We start from the raw sequence: 24,814 nt of genomic DNA, 5'->3' as shown, positions 1-24,814 counted from the left end.
CCCTCAAGTGCTGCCAGGGCAGAGCTGCGGCTGCCCCGCCAGCAGACAGTGTGCGGCATCACTACGGCAAGCGCAGCGCCGTGCCAGCCATCCTTTCCTGCGGTCCAGATGGTCGCTCGCTCGTCATCCGTTGTGGATTTGTAGATGTGTGGCAGTACCTCGGCGAATGCAATCGGTGGACATGGGGGGTGATTGCAAAGGCGTTTGGCTCATCTGCTTCAACGACTGCAACTGGTGGTGCAAAGTGCTCTGCCAGTGCCTTGCTGATCTGTCCGAAGGGTTCGGCGGGGTAAGGCTTGGCGTTGCGCAGGCGGCACAACTATTCAGGAGGCAAGGCCTCATAGATTGATTGCCTCTCCAGAAAAGAAAGACCGGCTGCGGCGGAGGGGGCTGGAGCCAGAACTGCCAAGGACTTGCCTTCAGTCCGCTGTGTAGTCGATAGGGTCATGGGCATGTTGCCGGCCCAATGCTCCAGCCATGGATAGCAGGAACGCCAACCCACGGCGCACATCTGGCTCACCTGCCATGCGAAGAAGGCCAATTAAAGTAGGTGTTGTCTCGAGTCGCTCCATCCGGGCTGCGGCCATACGGGCCGCGTTGCCGGCTGACCATGCTGCAGATACGCTTTCTTCGAAAGCTCTGGCCAGCTTTTCGACCATGTACGCATCACTCATATCGACCGCATCGGCAGCCACTGAAAGAATGTCTACGACACGGTTCAGGCGGCGCCCTGCCAATAGAGGCTCGAGTTTGGCCATGAGTTCGGCCAAACCCTGAAGAGCGGCATCGTCGTTCAGCAGACCTGCACTGAGTTTCATGGCAGATTCGTGCTCGGCCATCGGAATATCGGTAGTGCTATTCATCTCGAATCTCCTTGTGTGCATCCATGAAGCTGGCTTAGACCAGAGCTCGTGCTACCGCCCAGTACAGGCCTCGATTGAAGCCCTTGCGCATCATTCCACCGATCTTGGTGGGAGGCGTTGGCTTGACATCTGCTTTGTAGTCATACCAAAGAGGCATTCCGTCATCGAGTCCCATCTGCGCGATGGCCACAACTCGGCCGTCGTATGCGTCGCAAGTACGGTCGAAGCGGATTTGCGATGCGATGTTGTTGACGACAACAGGTGACTGGCTGTGGCAGGAGCCGCCGGCCTTGCTGACAGGAAGATCCACGGTGTCTCCGAGCACGTAGACATTCGAGGTGCCTAGCATTTGCATCGTCTCGTGGTCAGTGGGGAGCCAACCTTCGCCATCCTGTGCCTGGGACATACCGCTATCGCGTACGGCCTGTACTGCGCGAATGGGGGGAGTGGCCATGAGAATGTCGAAGTCTTCTGACTCACCCTCTTCCGAATAGGCGATTTTTGCGTCGGGGTCCACGTGCGACAACGTGAACCCGCGCTGATAACGTATACCGCGCTGTTCGAACACCGTGGGGAGGATCTCGCAGGTATCCCTCTGAAGGAACAGGCAGTTACGCAGCAATTGCGATACCGTGGGGTAGGTATAGATGATCTCCACCTTGTCTCTCACTCCGCGGCGGCGCAACAGATCGTCGAGCATCAGAGTCGTCTCGATCGGTGCGATGCCGCACTGGTGGGGGACGTTCGGGGTCTTGGGGAAGGTCACGGTGATGAATATTCGACCCTTCTCGATACGAGTCAGCTTGTCGGCCAATTTGCGGGCAGGCCCATGCTGGTAGAAATGGTCGCCGCCCTCGGCCAAGCCGGCAATGCGCTCTGGAGAAGGAACGCAGCCGGTGGATATCACAAGATGGTCGTAGTGAAAGCGTTTTCCGCTTTTGCATTGGACTGATTGAGCCGGAAAATCAAAGCTCTCCACTTCCTCGACTTGAAAGTCGATTTCAGGTCTCAGCAGTCCACGTTGTTTGCGTCTCAGTTCGTCCCGGAAGAATGCATTGAAAGCCACATACATAAAGGCTGGCTTGTAATAGTGCCAAGGAGAATTGGAGAGCATGGTGATGCGCACCTTGCCGCTTAGCAGTTCCGGATATAACTTGACGACCAGATGATTGGCCGTCATGGTTCCGCCAATGCCACCGCCAATGATCAATATGTGATGCGCCATCCTGCTACTCCTTTTAACATTCAGTCGGAAAATGGCCGGCACCTGATAGGTGTCGGTTCGTGAAACCAAACTCAATCGGGCCGAAGTGAGCGCCATACTCCTTCCCACAAGGAGTCAAAGAGTTGTTCGAGTGGTGTGTCCACCAATCCGTCAAGGCGCAGGCAGATAATGCGGATTGCACTGCCATACATCAAACTGGCGGCAACCATGGGTTCCATTGAGCGAATCTCGCCGTCTTTCATGCCTGAGAACACAAAGCCGCGCATACGGACAAATGCGGAAGCGGAACAGATCGCTTGCTCCTCTGGCAGGAACTCGCGGTGGCGTGCGTTGACCACAAAACCCATTGCATCAGGCTCGGCTTCAGCCAAGGCGAACAGCATGCGCAGTACGGTTTCACAGCGTTCGCGGCTGCTTGCGTGCTGCACTTCAATTACATCCAGCAGCACATTCATGCGGGAGAGCAGGTGTCGATAAAGCTCCCTGGCAATGCCTTCTTTATCAGTGAAATGGTTGTAGAAATAGCCGATAGAAACTCCGGCCTCGGTGCATAACTCTTGGATTGAAGTGTTAAAGAAGCCATTCCTTACAAAAAGCCTCAGAGCCACACTAAGAGTTTGAATATGGCGGGAGCCGGAATTTGGAAAGAATGTCCAAGGTTCTTTTTGCATTGTAAAAATAGAATGAATCTTCGTTCTATTTTTCACGTAATGATGATATGGAAAACAGGGGTAAACCCTGTTTGCAGAAAATCGAAATTTCCAAATCTTTGGAGATTGCAATTTGGCTGGGCAGGTCTCTCGCCTTTTGCTTTTGCTTTTTGTGTATGGAGAGGTCGAAACTCTATGGGGCTCTCATATCTGATGAGTTAACTTTCTTGCGTCTGGCCGCCCGGCGGGTGAATGCGTTGGCCATATCAGTTGGCTCGAGTCTTTTGAACTATCTGGCAACGCCGCTCTTGGGCATGCTTTGTGTCCTCCTGCTTCCAGGGCTTGATACTCGAGACGCGCAAGCGGCGCGGTATCGGCCCTGGTGACAGGGCACTTCTGACGCTTGAGCCTCATCCCAGGGCTCGTATCGCAGCCATCCTGGTTCTGGAAAGAGGGGCTGTTGTGGTTCACTAAATTCGGGGTCACATGAGGCTACAGAAACAACAACCAGTTCAAGGCTGGCTAGGCATGGCAGGGGCTTCACTTGCTTACACATCGAATACCCGTAAGCGATTGAATAACCTAGACTTATTGCTATGAAAAAGTTACTTGGAGTCTCGGCCTTTGCGCTGTTCTTGTCTGGCTGCTATGCACATCACGGGCATGGTTATGGGCACCGTCACCATGATGGGTACTACGGGCATCCGCACGGCCACAAGCATCATGGCCATCGGTCAGGTGGTCATGGAGGTGGGCATAAGCACCACGGCGGGCGTGGGAGCGGCCGGCGCTAGACCTGAAACGCAAACAAAAAAGCCACCTTCGGGTAGCTTGGTTTATCTGGAGACCGTTTAGAAAGCGTCGGCGCTGTACTCGCCTTCGGGTGGGGTCTGGGACAGTATCCGCAGAACTTCTTCGGGAGAGTGCGGGTCAGGCATTGGCGTCATGATCTCTTGATTCGTCGCTTTGAGTTCGGGATAGGCGGCGTACAGGTAGGTCATGGCTATTCCTTGAAGGGTGGATGGAAGCTGATGAGTCCCTTTTTAATGCTTGACTGTGGCAGTTCGTTGACAGGAATGTAAGTTGTGAGGTGTGCTCGCGAATTCTCAAACAGGCATTGCACGGTCTTGTTGTCCATTCGCTAGGCTGTTTGCACGGGCAGGAAAAGGCAGTGCGTGCAGCGATTCGGATCGCACTGCCAGAGCGGAATGAAGTTGCGGAAGGGGGGCATCCGCCCAAGCCGGGCCAGTGGCTCAGGGTATTGCGGCAGCGGAGGGGCGGGCAGCAAGCGCGATGGTGCCAAGTGGTTTGGCCATGGTTTTTCATCCTCTTCGGGCTCGTTGCTGCAACGCAGGGCGGCGGGTCAGTAGCGGCGATGGCCGGGTTTTGCTGGATGCTTGCCGTCAATCTGGTGCAGGACTCTGCCAGCCATATGCGGTGCGTGATGGCGTAGTCGAAAAGCTCTGGCCGGTGCTCCAGACGGGAGACAGGCTTGTGATTGCGCAACGGTATTTGGCCGTGCTGCTGTGGTTGGCGACTTGATTGGCTCGATCGTGGAAAAAAGGCTTGGCTAATAGGAGAGGGCCGCTGGCTAGCTAAAACGCTGCAAGCCCCTGCTTGTCAGCGCCCCACGATGAAGAGGTGGTACAGCGACTCGCTGCACCATGGGATGAATCATAAACGCAATTGAGAATCGTTTGCAAATAACCGTTTGATTCCCAGGACTATAGAAAGACAGGATCGATGTCTAGAGGCATGAAACTGAATGGTGCCAAGAGTTGCCGGATAGATGCGGGCGCTGGGTTCAGGGCCGTTGGAAGAGGCTGCGATGTGTCAGTGCCGAGGAACGGTACCAGCCTCTGCGGCAGGAAGATGAGCATTGCCTTCTATTCCGGACTGGGTGCTGGACAGGCTCAGTTTGTACTGCAAGCCACGTCCATGAAGCTCCATCGCGTGTTGTTTGCAGCCTATGTCCTGCAGAAGGAGCACTTGAATTCTGTGCGCTGGCGTCTGGTCAGGGCCGCCATGATGTCGAATCCACGGTCGGCATTCCCTCTGGTCGATATTTCGGATGCTGCTGACGTATCTTGATAAGGAATGCTCCAATAGCGGCCATTCATCGCAACACTGAGGCATATGCCCTGGTTGCCTGGCGGTAGTCAGCGGCGTGACCATAGTTCCAAGCATGATCCGCTGGCGCCTTTGTTTTGCGTTTGCCGTTGTGAACAATTGATGGCGTGCAAGGGTTTGCATCACATGGATGCCCTGGCAGGTCCCACGGCCGTAGGCCTCACTAGCGCTTAACTTTGACCCAAGCCGCATTTCGCGGCTTTGTTCATAAGGAGGACATCATGAATACTGATCAAGCCAAGGGCACGCTGAAGGATGTGGAAGGCAGGATTCAGGAGAGGCTTGGTGAACACATGGACAGTCCTGAGCAAGAAGCCAGGGGGATCGTAAAGCAGGTTGAAGGCACCGCTCAGAAGAAGATAGGTGATCTGAAAGAAGCGATTCAAGAGGCGGCCAAAAAGTAAGCTGCACGAGCCCTAACGAGCAAAGCCCGCTAGGTTGGCCAGTTGACTTTTGTGTTGCTTCCTGAGGGGATTCATTACTGAATATCTATTCATGCTGTAAATTTATACATGTGTGCTACAATGCAAGCGTCGGGGAAATCATGCAGGCGCCTAGGAATGGTGGTCGGCCCCCGACGCGGAATATCGCGAGGTGGAGCAGTCTGGTAGCTCGTCGGGCTCATAACCCGAAGGTCGTTGGTTCAAATCCGGCCCTCGCAACCAATAAAGCCCTGGCCGGAAACGGTCAGGGCTTTTTGCCATCTGTCTGTCATATTTCTAGAGCAAGATACGCATCGCTAGGTTCAGGTTGTAGCACTGAAAGATGGCTTAACCCCTGGCGCCAATTCCAAAGCCCTGGCCGTAGCAGCCGGGGCTTTTTCTTTTGCCTTCTGCCCGCCGAAAGCTGGTTGCTGCGGCCCTGGTTCTGTCTTATTCCCTTGAGCCAGCCAAAGCCGCGCCCGGGTGGCATGTCGCGTGGATGATGCGGGCTGCTTCATCGCTCACGGAGAGCTCTTGCTTGTGTCACTTTGGGCTGAAGGTGTGCAAGCTCGAATTAGGGGAGGGGCTGCCAGTCTTCTTGCCATGAGGGCGCAAAGCATCGATGCTTCGTGCCGGCCTCACAGGGGGTTAAGGCGGTTCTTAGTCTGCCAAGCCGCAAATAAATATGATGGCGCGTATAAGCCGGCAAGGTCGCGAAGCGTAGACAGACAAAAGGGGTTAGATCTTTCGATCTAACCCCTTGTCATTTGGTCGGAGCGGCGGGATTCGAACTCGCGACCCTCTGCTCCCAAAGCAGATGCGCTACCAGGCTGCGCTACGCTCCGAAGCCTCTATTCTAACTACAAAAAATTGCGCATCTTTTGAAAGTGGCGAATTTTTGATGATGAGGCGCTATTTATTTTGAACGAGGTGTCGTGGGGGCCGGGCCACGGTTGGCCAGGTGGCGGAAGGTAATACGGCCCTTGGTCAGATCGTAGGGCGACATTTCCAGCGACACCTTGTCGCCAGCCAGAATACGGATGTGGTGCTTGCGCATCTTGCCGCCGGTGTAGGCAATCAGTTGGTGACCGTTGTCCAGCGTGACGCGAAAACGCGAGTCAGGCAGGACTTCCGTCACGGAACCTTGCATTTCAATCAGTTCTTCCTTGGCCATTTGTTCAATCTCTCAGAAAAGGTCAGTTGCGGCGCTTGCTCGTCATCACCACGGAAAAGGCCTGAGCAGTACAACTGCTCAGGCCTCAATGTGGCAAGGGCGCTGCGCTGTTTGCGCAGACCGAACAAAAGGCCGATATCCAATCAAGCCATGCTGTGAAACAGCATTCAGCTAAACATTGGAATTGTAGCGTCTCGCCTTCGCTTATGCCCTCATAAAGGGGTAAAGCGTCGCAGCGATGAGACGGGTGCATGGGTCTTTGTCATGACGCTTGCATCATTGAGATATCGCGCTTGGGCGGTGGCCTGGATGGGGTAAAACGCCTGTAGCCTCCAAAGACAGCCGCCGCTGCCGTGGTCTTGGCTAGAATCCTGTTCGACAGCTCTATAACTTTGATAGCAAAATTCCATTGTGTCTGATCGACTCGCCGTACTTTCCCAATATTTCTTGCCCAAGCAGGCGCTGACCGCGCTGATGGGAAAACTGGCGCAAGCCGAGGCCGGCGGATTGACGACGGCAGTCATTCGTCGCTTTATCCAGCGCTACCAGGTGAACATGGCCGAGGCAGCCAATCCCGACCCCGCAGCCTACAAGACCTTCAATGCCTTTTTCACACGTGCGCTCAAGGACGGTGTTCGTCCTCTGGCGCAGGCGGACTGGATTTGCCCGGTAGATGGTGCGATCAGTCAGTTCGGCAGGATCGAAGGCGAGCAGATCTTTCAAGCCAAGGGGCATCAATACAGTGCGACTGCTCTGGTGGGAGGGAATGCGGCTCTGGCGCGTCAGTTCGATAACGGCAGCTTTGCCACGATCTATCTTAGCCCGCGCGACTATCACCGCATTCACATGCCTTGTGCCGGCAAGCTGCGCAGCATGACCTATGTGCCAGGGGATCTGTTCTCGGTGAACCCGGTAACCGCACGTGGCGTACCCGGCCTGTTTGCGCGCAACGAGCGCGTGGTCTGCGTGTTCGATACCGATCATGGGCCCTTTGTGCTGGTGCTGGTGGGCGCGACGATCGTTGGCAGCATGGCCACGGTGTGGCATGGCCTGATCAACCCGCCGCGCCCAGGCCATATCAAGACCTGGAATTACGAAGGTGCCGAAGCGGTGATGCTGGCTAGAGGCGAGGAGATGGGCCGCTTTCAGCTCGGCTCCACAGTGGTCATGCTGTTTCCACAAGCGGCAGGCCTGCAGTTCAATCCGCAGTGGCAGCCGGCGGTGCCGGTGCAACTGGGTCAGGTCATGGCCAACGCCCGGATCAAGCTGGGCTGATAGCTGGGTTCCATAGAAAAAGCCGCTGATGCCATGAGCGTCAGCGGCTTTCTTGTTTTGAGGGATCAAAGAAACCAGGTCAGTGGTTCAGGCCGGCGTTCGGTGGTGAACACCGTGGGGGCAAGACTCAGGCGATCGGGCTTTACCGGGTCATCGTGACCTCGGAGGTAGACCATCAGTTCGCGTCTGCGCAAGATGACATGGCTGACGATTTCGCGTCGGCCATTCTGAGTGACCTCGGTGCCGGGGCGAAACAACGGCATATGAAACAGGCCACTGCGTGTGGTGGGCGGCGATGCCGCAACTTCATTGGAGGCGAGCTGCATGGGCTTTCCGTAGTAGTGGTGACTGCTTATCGGCAGCGAATCATCAAACTAAAGCCCGAATTGCCGGGCCTGGTTCAACCGGGCTGGGCCAGGGCCTTGAGCAACTCGGTTTCCATGCGCAGCTGGCTGTTGTTGTCCTGCAGTTCAGGCCCTTCGATGAGGAAGGTGTCTTCCACGCGCTCGCCCAGGGTGCTGATCTTTGCCAGGTGCACGCTGATATGGTGCTGGGCCAGAATGCGGGCAATGATGTAGAGCAGGCCGGCGCGGTCTGATGCGGAGATGGACAGCAGCCAGTGTTGGGCTTTTTCATCGGGGCGCAGGATGACGCGCGGAGCGAATGGAAAGCTTTTGACGCGGCGCGACAGCCGTCTTTGCGATGGCGTGGGCAGGGGGCCACCTCGCAGCAGAGTCTGGGTCAGATCGCTTTCCACCATGTGCATGAGCTCGCGGTATTGCTCCTGCATGGTGGGGGCGACGACCTGGAAGGTGTCCAGTGCGTAGTCGTTGTTGGCCGTGTGCACGCGCGCATCAAGAATGGAAAATCCGGCCCGGTCGAAGTAGCTGCAGATGCGGGCAAACAGATCGGGCTGGTCGGGTGCATAGACCAGAACTTGCAGGCCTTCGCCGGCCAGCGACCGCCGGGCGCGCACCACGGGCTTGCCCTGGCCCACATGGCGTGAGAGATGGCGGGTATGCCAGGCGATGTCGGCCGCTTCATGGCGCATGAAGTAGCTCACGTCCAGTGTCTCCCAGAGTTTCTTGTGGGACTCAAAGGGCTGGGCAGACAGGGCCAGTTGCACCAGCGCCTCACGCTTGCGGGCCTCGATTTCGGCGGCGGCATCCGGGGCGCGACCACCTAGCACGCGTAGGGTCAGGCGGTAGGTGTCTTCCAGCAGCTTGCCTTTCCAGGCACTCCAGACCTTGGGGCTGGTGCCGCGAATGTCGGCCACCGTCAGCAGATACAAGGCAGTGAGCTTGCGCTCGTTGCCAACGCGTTCGGCAAAGGCGCGAATCACATCGGGGTCGGACAAGTCCTGCTTCTGGGCCACCTGACTCATGGTCAGGTGCTCGCGTACCAGAAACTCGACCAGTTCCGCATCGGCCTTGTCGATCTGGTGGGCGCGGCAAAAACGCTTGACTTCGACGGCGCCGATCACGGAGTGATCACCACCTCGGCCCTTGCCGATGTCGTGGAAGATGGCAGCCAGATACAGGATCCAGGGCTTGTCCCAGCCTGCGGCGAGCTGGGAGCAGAACGGATACTCATGGGCATGCTCGGCCATGAAGAAGCGCCGCACATTGCGCAGCACCATCAGGATATGCTGGTCCACGGTGTAGACGTGGAACAGATCGTGCTGCATCTGTCCCACGATGCGGCGGAAGGGCCAGAGATAGCGGCCCAGCACCGAGGTCTGATTCATCAGCCGGATGGCATGGGTGATGCCGCGCGGCTGCTGCAGGATCTTCATGAAGGTGGCGCGATTGACCGGATCGCGACGGAAGGCGCTGTCCATCACATCGCGGCTGGCATACAGCGCACGCAGCGTGCGTGTCGACAGACCTGTCAGCCCCTCATGCTGCTCATACATGAGAAAGGTTTCGAGAATGGCGTGCGGATCGCGCTCGTACAGATCGTCGCTGACCACCTCGATGGTGCCGGCCTTCTCGCAAAAGCGATCATTGAGCTGAATCAGCTCGTGCGATCCGGGGTTCAGGCGCTCTTCGATGCTCATGCGCACGATCTGGCACAGCTGGGTCACCGCCTTGGCGGCCCAGTAATAGTGACGCATCAGGGTCTCGCCAGCGCGCATGGCCAGCTTGCGGCCCTCCGGCGTGGTGGAGCGGTAGCCAAAGGCTTCGGCCACGGCGGTCTGCAGGTCAAAGACCAGCCGGTCCTCATGGCGGCCGGCAGCGGCATGCAGGCGGGCACGGATCAGGCTGAGCAGGGATTCGTTGGATTCGAGCTGCTGGACCTCGAAATGGGTGATCAGGTCTTGCTCGGCCAGCTCATGCCAGCTGTTGCCGAAGCCTGCGGCCTTGGCCAGCCAGAGCATGGTGTGCAGATCGCGCAGCCCGCCGGGCGATTCCTTGCAGTTGGGCTCCAGCGAATAGGGCGTGAAGTCGTATTTGGCGTGGCGCTGGCGCATCTCCAGCAGCTTGCCTTCGACAAAAGCCTTGGGATCGAGCTGCGCGCGGAACTGCTGCTCGAAGTCGGCAAACAAGGCCTTGCTGCCGGTGATGCGGCGTGACTCCAGCATGGCGGTCTGCACCGTCAGGTCCTGCGCGGCCTCCTGCAGGCATTCGGCAATGCTGCGCACGCTGGAGCCGATTTCCAGGCCGACATCCCAGCAACTGCTGATGAACTGTTCGATGTTGCTCGCAAATTCCACAGCTGGCTGTGCACTGCTTTGGGGCAGCAGCACCAGCACATCGATGTCCGAGTAGGGAAAGAGCTGGGCGCGTCCATAGCCGCCGACGGCCAGCAGGGCCGCGCCTTGCGGCATCTGTGCGCGTTGCCAGAGGGTGCGCAGCAGACCGTCTGCCAGTTCACTGAAATGGTGCAGCACTCCGCGCACGCTGCGTCTGCCCAGCGTGGGGTTGCGCAGCAACTCCATCTGTCGGGCCTTGGCCTCGCGGTATTGCTCGCGCAGGCTCTGTAGCGAGGAGAGGTCGGAGACGTCGGCAGAGTTGGCGTAGGAGTGGGCAGAGGAGGTCATGCGCAGTAGAAAAAAGCGTTTCAACGGGGCAAGTGCTTGAGCGTCACCTTAACCCAACTGACTTGGGCTTGAGGCCTGTGATGGCAAAAAGATGAGCACATGGCGCTTGCAGCACAAGGTCTACAAGCAAAAAATATGCCGCATCCAGCTTTGGCCGGATGCGGCATGCAGATCAGCGGTTGCAATGCGCTCAGGTGCGGATGGCCGTGATGAAGTCGGGCGGAGTGGGCGAGCCATCGGACCAGGTCAGCACGTCATAGCCGGTCTTGGTGACGGCCAGCATCAGCTCCCACTGGGCGGTCAGGCTGCGATCCTTGGTGACCACGGTCCAGCCGTCTGGCATGGCCTTGATGTCGCGCTTGCCCAGATTCAGCATGGGCTCGATGGTGAAGACCATGCCTTCTTCCAGCACGACACCTTCGCCGGGGCGGCCGTAGTGCAGCACCTGGGGCTCGTCGTGGAACACCTTGCCGATGCCGTGGCCGCAGTATTCGCGCACCACGGACAGGTTGTTGCTCTCAGCATAGGTCTGGATGGCATGGCCGATATCGCCCAGCGTGGCACCGGGCTTGACCTGGGCGATGCCCTTCCACATGGCCTCGAAGGTCAGCTTGGACAGACGCTTGGCGGCAATCGTGCCTTCGCCAATGATGAACATGCGGCTGTTGTCGCCGAACCAGCCGTCTTCGGTGATGATGGTCACGTCGACATTGACGATATCGCCCTTTTTCAAAGGCTTGTCGTTGGGGATGCCGTGGCACACCACATGGTTGACCGAGGTGCAGACATAGGCCGGGTAGGGCGTCATGCCTGGGGGCTGATAGCCCAGGCAGGCCGTCTTGGTGCCTTGCTCGGCCATGCGCTTGGCGCACAGATCGTCGATCTGCTGGGTGGTGATGCCGGGCTTGATGTGGGGGGTGATGTAGTCCAGCACATCCGAAGCAAAGCGGCCTGCAACGCGCATGCGCTCGATGTCTTCGGGGGTCTTCAGTGTGATGCTCATGGTCGCAATTATCCCATTGCGCGCTTGAACATGCAGGGCTTGTGGGTGTGAGCATTCGGACTAACCCCGAGGCACGGTAAAATCCTAGGCTCACCGAATTCAGCGCTTTGGCCCGGTCCTCTCAGGCAGGGGATTGACCAGGACGCTTTTCAACAGCCTTCACATAAACAGGCCGCCACGTGACATTGCATCTGACACAGTTTGAGGGTGGAAACGCCCTGAGCTCGTTCCGCGCCCAACAGCTTCTGACCGATCTGGTCGCCATTCACCCCAAGATCACCGGCGTATCTGCACGCTTTGTGCACCTGGTAGCCACCGAGGGCGCAGTTGCGCCCGCATTGCAAGAGCGCCTGTCGGCGCTCTTGACTTATGGTGACCCCTATACGGGCAATGCTGAAGGCCTGGCCTTCATCGTCACTCCCCGCCTGGGCACCATCTCTCCCTGGGCCTCCAAGGCGACCGATATCGCGCGCAACTGCGGCCTGAACGTGTTCCGCGTGGAGCGCATGACCGAGTATCGCGTGGACATGAAGTCCGGCCTGCTGGGTGGCAAGCCCGAGCTCTCGCCGCAGCAGACGGCACAGATTGCCGCCTTGCTGCACGACCGCATGACCGAGTCCGTGTTCGCGACACGCGCCGAGGCCGAGCAACTGTTCACCACCCTGGCTGCACAGCCCATGGAGTTTGTGGATGTGCTGGGTGGTGGCCGCGCAGCGCTGGAAACCGCGAACAAGCAATGGGGCCTGGCCCTGGCCGAAGACGAGATCGAGTATCTGGTCAATGCCTTCAACGACCTCAAGCGCAATCCCACGGACGTGGAACTGATGATGTTTGCGCAGGCCAACTCCGAGCACTGCCGCCACAAGATCTTCAACGCCAAGTTCACCATTGACGGCGTGGAGCAGGAAAAATCGCTGTTCGGCATGATCCGCAACACCGAAGCCTGCTCGCCCCAGCACACCGTGGTGGCCTATGCCGACAACGCTTCCATCATGGAAGGCCATGAGGTTGAGCGATTTGTAGCCAAGTTCGATGCCAAGGCAGACGCAGTCAGCGCTCCCAGCTATCAGAAGCAGGCTGCAACCAACCATGTGCTGATGAAGGTGGAGACACATAACCACCCCACGGCGATTTCGCCCTTCCCCGGTGCATCGACCGGCAACGGCGGTGAAATCCGTGACGAAGGCGCGACCGGCCGTGGCTCCAAGCCCAAGGCCGGCCTGACCGGCTTCACCGTCTCAAAGCTCTGGGGCAGTGAAGTGGGCAAGCCCGAACATATCGCCAGCCCGCTGCAGATCATGATCGAAGGCCCTCTGGGCGGCGCGGCGTTCAACAACGAGTTCGGCCGTCCCAATCTGACCGGCTATTTCCGCGAGTACGAGCAGCAGGTCGGCGACATCACCCGTGGCTACCACAAGCCCATCATGATCGCCGGTGGCCTGGGCGTGATCGATTCCGAACTGACCAAGAAGATCGAGTTCCCGGCGGGCACGCTGCTGATCCAGCTGGGCGGTCCCGGCATGCGCATCGGCATGGGTGGCGGTGCGGCAAGCTCCATGGCTTCGGGCACCAATGCAGCAGAACTGGACTTCGACTCGGTGCAGCGCGGCAATCCCGAGATAGAGCGCCGTGCACAGGAAGTCATCAACCATTGCTGGCAGCAGGGCGCCGAGAACCCGATCCTGGCCATCCACGACGTGGGGGCCGGTGGTATCTCCAATGCCTTCCCCGAGCTGACCAACGATGCCGGGCGCGGTGCACGCTTTGACCTGCGTGCCGTCAAGCTCGAAGAGTCCGGCCTGTCGCCCAAGGAAATCTGGTCCAACGAATCGCAGGAGCGTTACGTGCTGGCCATCGCTCCCGAATCGCTGGAGCAGTTCACGGCCTTCTGCGAGCGCGAGCGCTGCCCGTTTGCCGTGATTGGCACGGCCACCGAAGAGCGCCAGCTGGTGCTGGAGGACACGGCGGTCGAGTCCGGCGACCAGAAATTCCCCGTGGACATGCCCATGAACGTGCTGCTGGGCAAGCCGCCCAAGGTGCACAAGGATGTGACCAGCGTGGAGCGCGAGCTGCCCGCCATGGACCTGACCGGCGTGCCGCTGGAAAAGGCCGTGATCGAAGTGCTGGCCCACCCTACCGTGGCTTCCAAGCGTTTCCTGATAACCATTGGCGACCGCGCCGTCGGCGGCCTGACCCATCGCGACCAGATGGTCGGTCCTTGGCAGGTGCCGGTGGCCGACGTGGCCGTGACCCTGGCCGACTACAAGGGCTTCAAGGGTGAAGCCATGGCCATGGGCGAGCGCACACCGCTGGCCGCCATCGACGCGCCCGCCTCGGGTCGCATGGCCGTGGCCGAAGCCATCACCAATATGCTGGCCGCGCCCATCGAGCTGTCCAAGGTGAAGATGTCGGCCAACTGGATGGCCGCCTGCGGCGAAGCCGGTGAAGACGCTGCGCTGTACGCCACCGTCAAGGCTGTGGGCATGGAGCTGTGCCCCGCGCTGAACATCTCGATTCCCGTGGGCAAGGACTCTCTGTCCATGCGCACGCAGTGGAGCGAGAACGGCCAGACCAAGAAGGTCACCTCGCCCGTGAGCCTGATCATCACCGGCTTTGCCTCCATCGACGATGTGCGCACCACGCTCACGCCCCAGCTCGACGCCGAGGTGGAAGACAGCACCCTGGTGCTGATCGACCTGGGCCGCGGCAAGATGCGCATGGGCGGCTCCATCATCGGTCAGGTGCTCAATCAGTCGGGCAACGAGGTGCCGGATCTGGACGAGCCCAAGGATCTGATCGCCATGGTGGATGCAGTGAATGCGCTGCGCGCCAAGGGACTGATTCTGGCCTACCACGACAAGGGCGACGGCGGCCTGCTGGCCACGGCCGCCGAAATGGCCTTTGCCGGCCATGTGGGCGTGGCCTTGAATGTGGACATGCTGATCACCGAAGGCGATGGCATCTCCGACAGCCGCATGGACAGCGGCGAAGGCAAGAACTGGGGCAAGCAGGTTTCCGGCCGCCGCGAAGACCTGACCCTGCGCGCGCTGTTCAACGAAGAGCTGGGCGCCGTGCTGCAGATCAGGACGGAAGACCGTGCCGAAGTGCTGCAGGTGTTGCGCGAACATGGCCTGATCCAGTGCAGCCATGTCATCGGCAAGACCCGTCCTGCTTCGTCCCCTGTGGACGCCGGCAAGGGCGAGCTGCAGGTGTGGCGCGATGCGAACAAGGTGTTCGGCGCAAGCCTGTCCGATCTGCACCAGGTCTGGGATGCCGTGAGCTGGAAGATCACCCAGCAGCGCGACAATCCCGTTTGCGCCGACAGCGAGCATGCTGTCGCTGGCGAACCTGCCGACCCCGGCATGCATGTGCATCTGACGTTCGATCCCAAGGAGAACGTGGCAGCGCCCTTCATCAATGTGGCTGCCAAGCCTCGCGTGGCTGTGCTGCGCGAGCAGGGCGTGAACTCCCATGTGGAGATGGCCTACGCCTTTACCGAAGCCGGTTTTGATGCGGTGGACGTGCACATGAGCGACCTGCAGTCCGGCCGCGCGCAGCTCAAGGACTTCGCCGGTGTGGTGGCCTGCGGCGGCTTCAGCTACGGCGACACCCTGGGTGCGGGCATTGGCTGGGCGCGTTCCATCACCTTCAACGACCGTCTGTCCGAGCAGTTCCAGGCTTTCTTCGGTCGCAGCGACACCTTCGGTCTGGGCGTTTGCAACGGCTGCCAGATGTTTGCCGAGCTGGCCGATATCATCCCCGGTGCGCAGGACTGGCCGCGCTTCACGCAGAATCAGAGCAACCGCTTCGAAGCGCGTCTGTCCATGGTCGAAGTGCTGGAGTCGCCCAGCCTGTTCCTGCAAGGCATGGCCGGCTCCCGCCTGCCCATCGCCGTGGCACATGGCGAGGGTTATGCCAACTTCCAGTTCCGTGGCAATGCCGAGCAAGTGGTCAAGGCCATGCGTTATGTGGACAACCACGGCCAGCCTGCCGAACAGTACCCGTTCAACCCCAACGGCTCGGCCGGTGGCCTGACAGCAGTGACGACGGCCGATGGCCGTTTCACGGCGATGATGCCTCACCCCGAGCGCGTGTTTCGCAATGTGCAGATGAGCTGGACCTCGGGCGACAAGTCCGAATTCAGCCCCTGGATGCGCGTCTGGCGCAACGCCCGCAAGTGGCTGGGTTGATACCCGGGTACTGCTAGCGCAATCAAAAGGCTCTGCATTCTGCAGAGCCTTTTTTCATGGTTCATGGTCTTCCCGGAGGCCGACTTCAAGGATCGGGTGAACTGCTTTCCGCGTCCTGTCGGAAGCGTAGGCCTAGATCGTCTCCAGTTGCTGCATCAGATGCTGGCGCATCAACTCGGCCATCTGCGCGGCTGGCTTCGCATCTACATGCCAGCGGCCATAGCTGGTAAGAATATCGAAGCCTCGCCGCATGTCCGGCACATGGTGGCTCAACGCATAGCCGATCAACTGCGCTTGGTGGCAGGCAATCTGGGCTTGCGGCACGGTTGCCGGCACCAACGAAGCTGCTGCCGCAAAAGCCTTGCCATCGGCATGCTGATCGAAAATGTCCTGGCTCATGACTCAAAACTCCAGTCGGGCCTGATCTGCAGGTCCTGGCGTTGGTGTTGAATAGCGCATGCTTTCAGCTGCGCCGATTTGCCCGCGACAGTCGTGCATGGATAGCTGATGCTTTGACAGCATCAAGTCCGTAAACGCCGGACTCAGACATAGGCTGAAATTGTCGAGCGGTACAGAACACATTCGTAGAGTGCCTGTTGTCAGAGCAGGCAAGATCCGTTGCCGACACTGCACCGGCTGTTGATCGGGAAGCGGCTATCTGGACTGTTCCGTGTCCATTGGGCGACCGTAGGCCTTGGCTCTCAAGTCATGTGCGGGCCTGCGCGTGGGGATGTAGCTGCTTCATGTCAAAATCTATTGATTGATGTGAATAGGTGCAGCAGCTCTGTGCAAAGGGCTGCTGCTTTTTGCCTCTAGTGCGGTGCTGTGAAGCGGCGCTAGCTTGGCTTTGGTATGGCAATAGTACGCAAATGCGTATATTTGTCAATATTGAGTTACACATATGGGTATTGGTGCGCGTTTGCGTGAGGAACGAGAACGCCTTGGCTTAAATCAGGAAGGGTTTGGCCAACTTGGCGGTGTGCGCAAGCAGGCGCAGCTGCTCTACGAGAAAGACGAACGAAAGCCGGATAGTGATTACCTTGTTGCAGTTGCCGCAGCAGGTGTTGATGTGCTGTTTGTGCTGACCGGCCGGCGCCAGTCGGATCTTCCAGCGGGGGATGCCGGCGAACAGCTCTTGCTGGAGAACTTTCGACGCTGTTCGTTAGCTGCCAGACAGAATCTCTTGCAGTCCTCTATCTTGTTGGCAGCGGGCTTGCCAGCCGAAGCATCGTCAGTGGCTAATTCTCCGACCCAGAGCCGACTTCCAAGGCTGTGACACAGGGCGTGTATGGCGTCGAAAGTGTCCTGGTCGATTTGACCCAGAGCATTCAGACCCTTGGTAGCAATTTGACAGCCAGATAGGCAGCAAGGTGCAATTGCGGGCAGTTTGCGCGGAATGAGCACCGAAGCCGGGCTGAGCCATTGGTAAGCAAAAGTAGCAAACATGCCGTGGCTTGGCTGCTGCGGAGTCGGTACTTGCATCTGCAGCAGCGTCGGCAGGCTGAATGTTCACCGGGAACAGAGGTACCGCAGCTCGACGAGGAAGCCGGTTGATGCATGTCACCCAGCTTCTCTATGTTCTGATTTTTTGCACGTTTTCATCGGCACAGTGCCATGGCGATGATAGGCTGACGCATTGCGCGCAACAGTTTGCGCGGTCGGTCAAACCACAGTTTTTGCCGCGCTGAAAACACAGTTTCAGCAAAGTGCGGACGAGGTTTTCCGAGGGTAGTCTCGCACTCGCCCTTGGTGCGTAAGCGCCTCGAACTATCAAGATATTGCGTCGATTCGGGACGGGAGACATTGGTGTCGCGTGTATTAGCAACGGAAGCGGAAGTTTTGGCGCTGTCGCCGGATGCTGCGTCATCCAAGGCGGCCAAGGGACTGCAGTCCCTGAGCAAATGGCCGAACACAGGCAGCAATGATGCTGCGGTCTGGGGGGAATGCCAGGGCAGCGGCAGCAAGCCGTATCAGACTCAGGTCGATCTGAGCGGGCCGGCCTTCAAGTGCTCCTGCCCCAGCCGCAAGTTCCCCTGCAAGCACGGGCTGGCGCTGATGCTGCTGCGCGCAGGCGGCCAGGTGCCGGAGGGCGGCGAGCCCCCGGAATGGGTCAGCAACTGGCTGGGTGGTCGTCAGCAAAAAGCCGAGCAGAAAGAGGCCAAGGCGGCCGCCATTGCCGCTGCGCCAGTGGCGGATCAGGAGGCTCTGGCCAGACAGCAGGCCAAGCGCGAGGACAAGCGCTGGGACAAGGTTGCTGGCGGCATGCAGGAGCTGTCGCTATGGATGCAGGACATGGTGCGCACCGGCCTGGCCAATCAGGCCGGCGACAGCCAGACGCGCCAGCACTGGAACACCATGGCGGCACGCATGGTGGATGCTCAGGCCACGGGCATGGCCGCGCGTATCAGGGAAGCCTGGGAGCTGGTGGACAGCCACCCGAACTGGCCGCGTGACCTGCTGGTGCAGCTTGGCCATTGGCAGCTGCTGGTGGACGCGGTGCAGCGGCGCGACTCGCTGAGCCCCGAGGTGAAGGCCGACGTCATGGCTGCCCTGGGCTGGCCCATGGACAAGGCCGAAGTACAGGCCCGTGGCGAGACCATCAGCGACGATTGGCGGGTGCTGGGTCAGCGCCTGATCGAGCGCGAGGGTCGCCTGCTGGAGCGCCGAGTCTGGCTGCAGGGCCTCAATACCGGCCGCGCTGCCCTGATGCTGGACTATGCCCAGGGCGGGCGAGGATTCGAGACGGCCTGGGTAATCGGCAGCGCTTATCGCGCAGCCTTGAGCTTTTATCCGGGCAGGGCGAGCCTGCGGGCGGTTGCCGTCAATGGGGTTGAAGCAATCGACAGCTCCGATGCCGTAGCCCTGACGGTCAAGGCTCTGGGCGAACCGTTGCAACAACTGGGCGAGCGCATTGCCGCCAATGCGCTGCAGCCGGTGCAGCCGCTGTGGTGTGCGGATGCCCAGCTGCTGTATGTAGAGGGGCAATGGCTGGTGGGCTGGCCCACAGGACAGAGCCAGGCGGCACCCGTGCCAGCGGTGATTGCCGATGACGAAGCCTGGCGGCTGCTGGCGCTGAGTGGCGGCACGCCTCTGGCCCTGTTTGGCGAGTGGGAGTCCGGGCCGCAACTGGCTCGCTGGCGTCTGCTCAGTGCCTGGCAGCAGGATGCTCACAGCCAGGTCTTGTCCCCCATCTGGCAGAACCAAGGAGAGATGCGATGAGCAGCGCCAATTTGTGGGCTGCGCTGCAGCAGTCAAGTCTGGTCGGCGCGGACAGGCTGGCCGTGCCTGCGGTGTTGACCGCGCAGGTCGATGCCGCAGCCAGCCCCTGTTTGCAAGCCATGCAAGCTGCCTGGCTGCAGCCGGCTGCATCAACGTCTGCACAGCTGCTCAGAGCCAGCGCCGTCGCCGCCGTCCTGGAGCGGGCGGGCTGGCAACCCGGTGCGCAGGTCAGGCTCGGTGCGCCTTTGAGCTCTCCGGCATTGCCTGCCGACGAGTCTCGCCGCGAGCCCGAGGATGAGCGCTTGCATGGCCTGATGCGTGATGTGCTGCAGCATGGGCCCGAGAACATGCTGGCTCCCATGTTCCATGCCCTCGATCAGGCTGGACAGCGCTTGCCTTATGCGCTCCTGGTCGATGCTTTGAACGAAGGCCGCCGTTCGGTGGAGCTGCGTACCTGGCTGACGCCGGTGCTGGGCGAGCGAGGACGCTGGCTGGCCGGGCTCAACCCGCAATGGAGCTATGCCAGCGGCGTGCAGGAGACGGCCAATGCCGAGCTGATCTGGCAGGAGGGCTCCATCGAGCAGCGCGTGGCGCTGCTGCATAGCGAACGTGATACCGATGCAGACCAGGCCCGCGCCAGACTGGAAGCCAGCTTGAAGGAGCTCAATGCCAAGGAGCGTGCGCCCATGGTGCTGGCTCTGGGCGTGGGGCTGTCCATGGCGGACGAGCCGCTGCTGGAAAAGCTGCTGATCGATCGCAGCAAGGAGGTGCGTGAGAACGCGGCCCGCCTGCTCTCGCGCCTGCCGCAAAGCGCGCACAGCCTGCGCATCCTGGGCTGGCTGCAGTCCATGCTGAGCCGCAATGCCAAGGGGGAATGGCAGATCGAGCCGCCAGAGGAGGGCAGCAAGGACTGGGAGCGCGACGGCATTGCACTGCAGCCGCCGGCCTATATCAAGGGCGTGAAAGCCTGGTGGCTGCAGCAAATGGTGGAACTCGCGCCGATTGACTTCTGGCTGCAGACCCTGGAGATGACGCCCGAGCAGCTCTGGGACTGGAGCCGCCGCAGCGACTGGAAGACCGCCCTGCGCCAGGGCTGGCTGGCGGCACTGCGCGATCAGCCCGATGTGCGCTGGATTGCGCTGCTGCAGACCATGGAGCGCGATGCGCGGGCCGAAGCGCTGCTGCCGGCCCTGCTGGACCGACTGAGCCCGCAGGAGCGCGAGGCGCTGTGGCAGGCGCAGCTGCAGCAGGCCAAGGGCAGCCTGGTGGATCGCATCAACACCATCGAGAGCAGCATGCCCGTGGTTGGCGTGTTTTCTCAATCCATGTCGGAGCAATTGATGGACGCTCTGGACAAGGCGCTAGGCGGCAAGCAGGCCACGGGCAGCTGGCATAGCTGGCAGGCCGACCAGGCCGTGCTGGCCTGCGCGCGCCGGCTGCATCCGGCCGTTCTGCCGCGCTTTGTGTGGCTCTGGCGTCAACCTGCACAGGCTGAGAAACCTGCCGTGCCAGAGCAGCAGCCCGAGGCCGCAGCCTCGTCAGGGCTGGCCGGGCTCTGGCAAAAGCTGGTATCCAAGGTGGCCGATGCGGCCGAAGAGGCCACTACCGTTGCTGCGCAAAGCACCCTGACGCCCGAACAACAGGCGCGGCTGGAGCGCGCCCGCCTGCGCCCCTGGGATGACGAGCGCGTGCTCGAGCAACTCAACCGTATCACCGATCTGCGCATGGCCCTGCATGCCGCGCTGAGCGCCTAAGCCTTCGAATTTTTCTGCATTCAACCCGAAAGTCATCATGAGCCAAGTACTACGTCAGCACGCCGAGGCGCAATTTGCCGAAGAACTCGATGCCCTGCAGAAGGTGGACGACCGTCCGCGCCCGCCCAACTGGAAGCTTTCGCCCTGGGCCGTGCTCCAGTATCTGATGGGCGGCAAGCTCAGCAACGGGTTTGAGCTCAGTCCCAAATACATCGGCAATCCGCGCCTGATGGAGATTGCCGTGTCCACGCTGGCCACCGACCGTGCCCTGCTGCTGTACGGCGTGCCCGGCACGGCCAAATCCTGGGTGTCCGAGCATCTGTCTGCGGCTGTGAGCGGCGATTCGACCATGCTGATCCAGGGCACGGCCGGCACCAGTGAGGAGCAACTGCGCTATGGCTGGAACTATGCCCAGTTGCTGGCTCATGGTCCGTCCGAGAAAGCACTGATTCCCAGCCCGCTGGTCAACGCCATGAAGCTGGGCAAGATCGCGCGCATCGAGGAGCTCACACGTATTCCCGCCGATGTGCAGGACACGCTGATCACCGTGCTGTCCGAAAAGACACTGCCCGTGCCGGAGCTGTCCATGGAGTTCCAGGCCGTGCAGGGATTCTCTGTCATCGCCACGGCGAACAACCGCGACAAGGGCGTCAACGAGCTGTCCAGCGCCCTGAAGCGCCGCTTCAACACGGTGGTCCTGCCTGTGCCTGCCTCGCAGGACGAGGAAGTGCAGATCGTCACCAAGCGTGTGGCCGAGCAGGGGCGGGCGCTCCAGTTGCCAACCGAGCCGCCTGCGCTGCAGGAAGTGCGCCGCGTGGTGCAGATCTTCCGCGAGCTGCGCCACGGCCAGACGGAGGACGGCAAGACCGTGCGCGTGAAGTCGCCCAGCTCCACGCTGTCCACGGCAGAGGCCATCTCGGTCATCAACAGCGGCATGGCACTGGCCGGCCATTTCGGCGATGGCGTGCTGCGCGCGGCCGATGTGGCCTCGGGCCTGCTGGGTGCGGTGATCAAGGACCCGGTGCAGGACACGGTGGTGTGGAAGGAATATCTGGAGACCGTGGTCAAGGAGCGCAGCGACTGGAAGGATCTGTACCGCGCCTGCCGCGAGCAACTGTAATTCGGCGAGCGGCTGCCACAGCCCTTGATACTTCGTTGCTTTGTCTCGCCGTAGCGCTGCTACTGTCTTCGACAAAGACGCCTCGTCTCAAGCGCGAATCTTCGATTCGCTGGGCTGTGCCAACCGCATTGAAATGCAGTCGTTCCTCAAGAATTTCTGATTGACCCAGCCCATGGCCACTTCCGCTGATTCTGTTCATTTCTTTGGCATACGCCATCACGGCCCGGGCTGCGCGCGCAGCCTGTTGCAGGCGCTGCAAGCACTGCAGCCCGATTGCCTGCTGGTGGAAGGCCCGCCCGAAGGGGAGGTGCTGCTGCCCATGCTGCAAAGTGCCGAGCTGCGCCCGCCCGTGGCCATGCTGGTCTATATGCAGGACGAGCCCAGCCAGGCCGCGTTCTATCCATTTGCCGAGTTTTCACCCGAATGGCAGGCATTGCAGTGGGCCAGTCGCCAGGGTGTTGCCACGCGCTTCATCGACCTGCCCCAGACCCATGGCATGGCCATCGAGTTTGCGCGACGCGAAGCGCTGAAGAAGGCGGCACAGGAGGCAGAGGCTGCTGTGCAGGCGGCGGCTGTCCCGGACTCGGAGCAGGATGCACCGGATGTCGCGGAGGCCGCGACGCTGGCCGATATGCAGGACGGTGACGAGCATGGGTTGCAGTTGGACATCCCGGCACCGCCCCCTCAACACCTGCACCGCGATCCGCTGGACTGGCTGGCCCATGCCGCAGGCTTTGACGATGGCGAGAGCTGGTGGAACCGTCTGGTCGAGGAGCGCGGCGACAGCGAAGCACTGTTTGAAAGCATTGGCGAGGTGATGACGGCAGCTCGCGAAGAACTGTCCAAGGATGGCGAACATTGGCGCGGCGAGGAATACATGAAGCGCGAAGCACTGCGCGAAGCCCATATGCGCCAGTGCATTCGTGAGGCGACCAAGGCCGGTCACCAGCGCATTGCCGTGGTCTGTGGCGCCTGGCATGTGCCGGCGCTCAAGGCCAGCGTGACGGCCAAGGCCGACAGCGCACTGCTCAAAGGCCTGCCCAAGGCCAAGGTGATGGCGACCTGGGCCCCCTGGACCTACCGCAACCTGGCCAGCAGCAGCGGCTATGGCGCGGGTGTGACTTCTCCGGGTTGGTACCAGCATCTGTGGCAGTGCTATCAGTCGTCCCAGGGTTTGGAGTCAAATCAGTCTCAAACGCTTGATGGTAAAGCGCAAGTAGCTATCAAAAACGAGGTTTCTCCAGCCACGCTGCGCACGGCGGGCTGGCTGACGCGCGTGGCCCATCTGCTGCGCGACAAGGATCTGGACTGCTCCAGCGCTCACATCATCGAGGCCACGCGTCTGGCCGAGGGCCTGGCGGCGCTGCGCGGCCAGCCCATGCCCGGCCTGGAGGAGATCAACGAGGCCATAGTCACCGTGATCTGCATGGGCGAGGACGCGCCGCTCAGATTGATCGATGAGGAGCTGACCGTCGGTCATGTGCTGGGCCAGGTGCCTGCCGATGTTCCCCAGGTGCCACTGCAGCGCGACATTGAGCAGCAGCAGAAATCGCTGCGCCTCAAGCCCGAGGCGGCAAGCAAGCTGCTGGCACTGGATTTGCGCAAGGACACGGATCTGGCACGCAGCCATTTCCTGCACCGTCTGCGCCTGCTCGGCATTGACTGGGGCGTGCGCGCCACTGATGCCCAGCGCAACCGGGGTACTTTCCGCGAAAGCTGGCAGCTGCAGTGGGAGCCCGAGCTGGCAGTGCGCATCATCGAGGCCAGCGTGCACGGCGCGACCGTGGCCCAGGCCGCCACGGCCAAGCTGCGCTCCAGCCTGACGACCGAGACCTCGCTGCCCGAAATCGCGCAGGCCATCGACGATGCGTTGCTGGCCGATTTGCCGCAGCTGGTCGAAGCCCTGATCGCCACGCTGGCCCAGCGTGCAGCTACCACGGGCGATGTGGCCCAGCTGCTGCAGGCCTTGCCGCCGCTGGCCAATGTCTATCGCTATGGCAGCGTGCGCCAGACCGATACCGCCTTGCTTGCCGGCGTGATCGATTCGCTGGTGCTGCGCGCCGCCATCGGCCTGCCTGTTGCCTGCATGGCCATGGATGAGGATGCTGCGGCCGCCATGAAGACCAAGGTGCTGGCGGCGCACGAGGCACTGCGGCTGCGCACCAGCGACGGCCAGGCGCAACAGGCGGTGGATGCCTGGCGTCTGGCACTGCGTAGCCTGGCCATGGGGGATGCCGCAGCGGCGCTGCTGCGCGGCATGGCCTGCCGTTTGCTGCTGGACGAGCAGTTGCTGGAAAGCGCTGAAATCGTGCGTCAGTTCAACCGCAATCTTTCGCTGGGCGCGGCGCCCATGGATGTGGCGGCCTGGCTGGATGGTTTCCTGAACCAGCAGGCGCTGGTGTTGCTGCATGACGAGTCCATCTGGGGTGCTGTCGATGCCTGGCTCAGCGGTCTGGGCAAGGTGCAGTTTGCCCAGATTCTGCCGCTGGTGCGGCGCAGCTTCTCGACCTTCAGCAATCACGAGCGCCAAAGCCTGGGCGACAAGGTCAAGCGAACTCCTGTGGGGGGCGCTGCGGCACCTGGTCCTGCCGTGGGCGCTGCGGATGACGCCGCGCCCTGGGATGAGTCGCGTGCCTTGCTGGCCTTGCCCGTGCTCAATGAGTTGCTGGGATTGAATCTGCCTCATGCGCTGATGGGGCAAGCCCAGGCAGCTACCGATTTTGATGCGGCTGCGGCCAAGGTGTGA

19 protein-coding genes and 2 tRNA genes are annotated in these 24,814 nt (G+C 60.7%); 11 read left to right on the top strand and 10 right to left on the bottom strand.

Annotation, left to right across the window (positions count from 1 at the left end):
• Window positions 1-419: 419 nt before the first annotated feature.
• The 3 genes from AAIL67_RS02665 to AAIL67_RS02655 form a co-directional block, all read right to left on the bottom strand.
• Window positions 420-863, bottom strand: a complete 444-nt coding sequence (locus AAIL67_RS02665; RefSeq protein WP_343483333.1) for a DUF1641 domain-containing protein — start codon at window positions 861-863, stop codon at window positions 420-422.
• Window positions 864-897: 34 nt separating this feature from the next.
• Window positions 898-2,088 carry an FAD/NAD(P)-binding oxidoreductase gene (locus AAIL67_RS02660; protein ID WP_034407685.1) on the bottom strand — a complete coding sequence of 397 codons (1,191 nt, stop codon included), beginning with the start codon at window positions 2,086-2,088 and terminating at the stop codon, window positions 898-900.
• A 71-nt stretch (window positions 2,089-2,159) separates the two neighbouring features.
• Window positions 2,160-2,795, bottom strand: coding sequence for a TetR/AcrR family transcriptional regulator (locus tag AAIL67_RS02655; protein WP_224650479.1), 636 nt, complete (start codon window positions 2,793-2,795; stop codon window positions 2,160-2,162).
• Window positions 2,796-3,401: 606 nt separating this feature from the next.
• Here AAIL67_RS02655 and AAIL67_RS02650 point away from each other — a divergent pair.
• Window positions 3,402-3,593 (top strand): hypothetical protein, encoded by a 192-nt coding sequence (locus AAIL67_RS02650; protein WP_343483332.1) that lies wholly within the window; start codon window positions 3,402-3,404, stop codon window positions 3,591-3,593.
• On the opposite strand, the gene AAIL67_RS02645 is transcribed toward AAIL67_RS02650, so the two are convergent.
• A complete protein-coding gene (locus tag AAIL67_RS02645) occupies window positions 3,590-3,739 on the bottom strand; it encodes a hypothetical protein (RefSeq protein WP_003066434.1) in 150 nt (49 codons plus the stop codon). The genes AAIL67_RS02650 and AAIL67_RS02645 overlap by 4 nt on opposite strands.
• An 871-nt stretch (window positions 3,740-4,610) precedes the next feature.
• On the opposite strand from AAIL67_RS02645, the gene AAIL67_RS02640 reads away from it, so the two are divergent.
• The 3 genes from AAIL67_RS02640 (at window position 4,611) to AAIL67_RS02630 (ending at window position 5,533) form a co-directional block, all read left to right on the top strand.
• A complete protein-coding gene (locus AAIL67_RS02640) occupies window positions 4,611-4,829 on the top strand; it encodes a hypothetical protein (RefSeq protein WP_343483331.1) in 219 nt (72 codons plus the stop codon).
• 260 nt (window positions 4,830-5,089) lie between these two features.
• Window positions 5,090-5,272 carry a CsbD family protein gene (locus tag AAIL67_RS02635; protein WP_063660994.1) on the top strand — a complete coding sequence of 61 codons (183 nt, stop codon included), beginning with the start codon at window positions 5,090-5,092 and terminating at the stop codon, window positions 5,270-5,272.
• A gap of 184 nt (window positions 5,273-5,456) precedes the next feature.
• A tRNA-Met gene (locus AAIL67_RS02630) sits at window positions 5,457-5,533 on the top strand.
• A gap of 525 nt (window positions 5,534-6,058) precedes the next feature.
• Here the strand turns inward: AAIL67_RS02630 and AAIL67_RS02625 are convergent.
• Window positions 6,059-6,135, bottom strand: a tRNA-Pro gene (locus AAIL67_RS02625).
• A 71-nt stretch (window positions 6,136-6,206) separates the two neighbouring features.
• Entirely contained in the window at window positions 6,207-6,464 is a 258-nt protein-coding gene (gene infA / locus AAIL67_RS02620) for a translation initiation factor IF-1 (RefSeq protein WP_003056533.1), read from the bottom strand.
• Window positions 6,465-6,875: 411 nt separating this feature from the next.
• Here infA and asd point away from each other — a divergent pair, with 411 nt between their 5' ends.
• Entirely contained in the window at window positions 6,876-7,739 is an 864-nt protein-coding gene (asd, locus tag AAIL67_RS02615) for an archaetidylserine decarboxylase (protein ID WP_343483330.1), read from the top strand.
• Window positions 7,740-7,804: 65 nt separating this feature from the next.
• Here the strand turns inward: asd and AAIL67_RS02610 are convergent, their stop codons facing one another.
• The 3 genes from AAIL67_RS02610 to map all read right to left on the bottom strand — a co-directional run bounded on the left by AAIL67_RS02610 (window position 7,805) and on the right by map (window position 11,785).
• On the bottom strand, window positions 7,805-8,065 hold the full coding sequence (locus tag AAIL67_RS02610) for a hypothetical protein (protein ID WP_003056528.1): 261 nt from the start codon (window positions 8,063-8,065) through the stop codon (window positions 7,805-7,807).
• A 74-nt stretch (window positions 8,066-8,139) separates the two neighbouring features.
• Window positions 8,140-10,782, bottom strand: a complete 2,643-nt coding sequence (locus AAIL67_RS02605) for a [protein-PII] uridylyltransferase (protein ID WP_063660803.1) — start codon at window positions 10,780-10,782, stop codon at window positions 8,140-8,142.
• Window positions 10,783-10,972: 190 nt separating this feature from the next.
• Window positions 10,973-11,785 carry a type I methionyl aminopeptidase gene (gene map / locus AAIL67_RS02600; protein WP_003066441.1) on the bottom strand — a complete coding sequence of 271 codons (813 nt, stop codon included), beginning with the start codon at window positions 11,783-11,785 and terminating at the stop codon, window positions 10,973-10,975.
• Between the two features lie 179 nt (window positions 11,786-11,964).
• Between map and purL the strand changes: the two genes are divergently transcribed.
• Complete coding sequence (purL, locus tag AAIL67_RS02595) at window positions 11,965-15,975, top strand: phosphoribosylformylglycinamidine synthase (RefSeq protein ID WP_343483329.1); 4,011 nt, start codon at window positions 11,965-11,967, stop codon at window positions 15,973-15,975.
• Window positions 15,976-16,107: 132 nt separating this feature from the next.
• On the opposite strand, the gene AAIL67_RS02590 is transcribed toward purL, so the two are convergent.
• Complete coding sequence (locus tag AAIL67_RS02590) at window positions 16,108-16,374, bottom strand: hypothetical protein (protein WP_063660805.1); 267 nt, start codon at window positions 16,372-16,374, stop codon at window positions 16,108-16,110.
• Window positions 16,375-16,876: 502 nt separating this feature from the next.
• Here AAIL67_RS02590 and AAIL67_RS02585 point away from each other — a divergent pair.
• From AAIL67_RS02585 to AAIL67_RS02565, 5 genes are all read left to right on the top strand, one after another.
• A complete protein-coding gene (locus AAIL67_RS02585) occupies window positions 16,877-17,251 on the top strand; it encodes a transcriptional regulator (protein WP_034351660.1) in 375 nt (124 codons plus the stop codon).
• Window positions 17,252-17,814: 563 nt separating this feature from the next.
• Complete coding sequence (locus tag AAIL67_RS02580; RefSeq protein ID WP_343483368.1) at window positions 17,815-19,194, top strand: SWIM zinc finger family protein; 1,380 nt, start codon at window positions 17,815-17,817, stop codon at window positions 19,192-19,194.
• The gene (locus tag AAIL67_RS02575) at window positions 19,191-20,948 is read left to right on the top strand and encodes a DUF5691 domain-containing protein (protein ID WP_343483326.1); all 1,758 of its coding nucleotides are present in this window, start codon (window positions 19,191-19,193) and stop codon (window positions 20,946-20,948) included. The genes AAIL67_RS02580 and AAIL67_RS02575 overlap by 4 nt, the downstream gene beginning before the upstream one ends.
• A gap of 37 nt (window positions 20,949-20,985) precedes the next feature.
• Window positions 20,986-22,068 carry an AAA family ATPase gene (locus AAIL67_RS02570; RefSeq protein ID WP_003069729.1) on the top strand — a complete coding sequence of 361 codons (1,083 nt, stop codon included), beginning with the start codon at window positions 20,986-20,988 and terminating at the stop codon, window positions 22,066-22,068.
• 172 nt (window positions 22,069-22,240) lie between these two features.
• The gene (locus tag AAIL67_RS02565) at window positions 22,241-24,814 is read left to right on the top strand and encodes a DUF5682 family protein (RefSeq protein ID WP_343483325.1); all 2,574 of its coding nucleotides are present in this window, start codon (window positions 22,241-22,243) and stop codon (window positions 24,812-24,814) included.

Source organism: Comamonas sp. A7-5 (assembly GCF_039581385.1).
In the GTDB taxonomy this organism is placed as follows: Bacteria; Pseudomonadota; Gammaproteobacteria; order Burkholderiales; family Burkholderiaceae_C; genus Comamonas; species Comamonas thiooxydans.
Note: the sequence above shows the minus strand (reverse complement) of the source record. Positions and strands in the feature narration are given on the sequence as shown.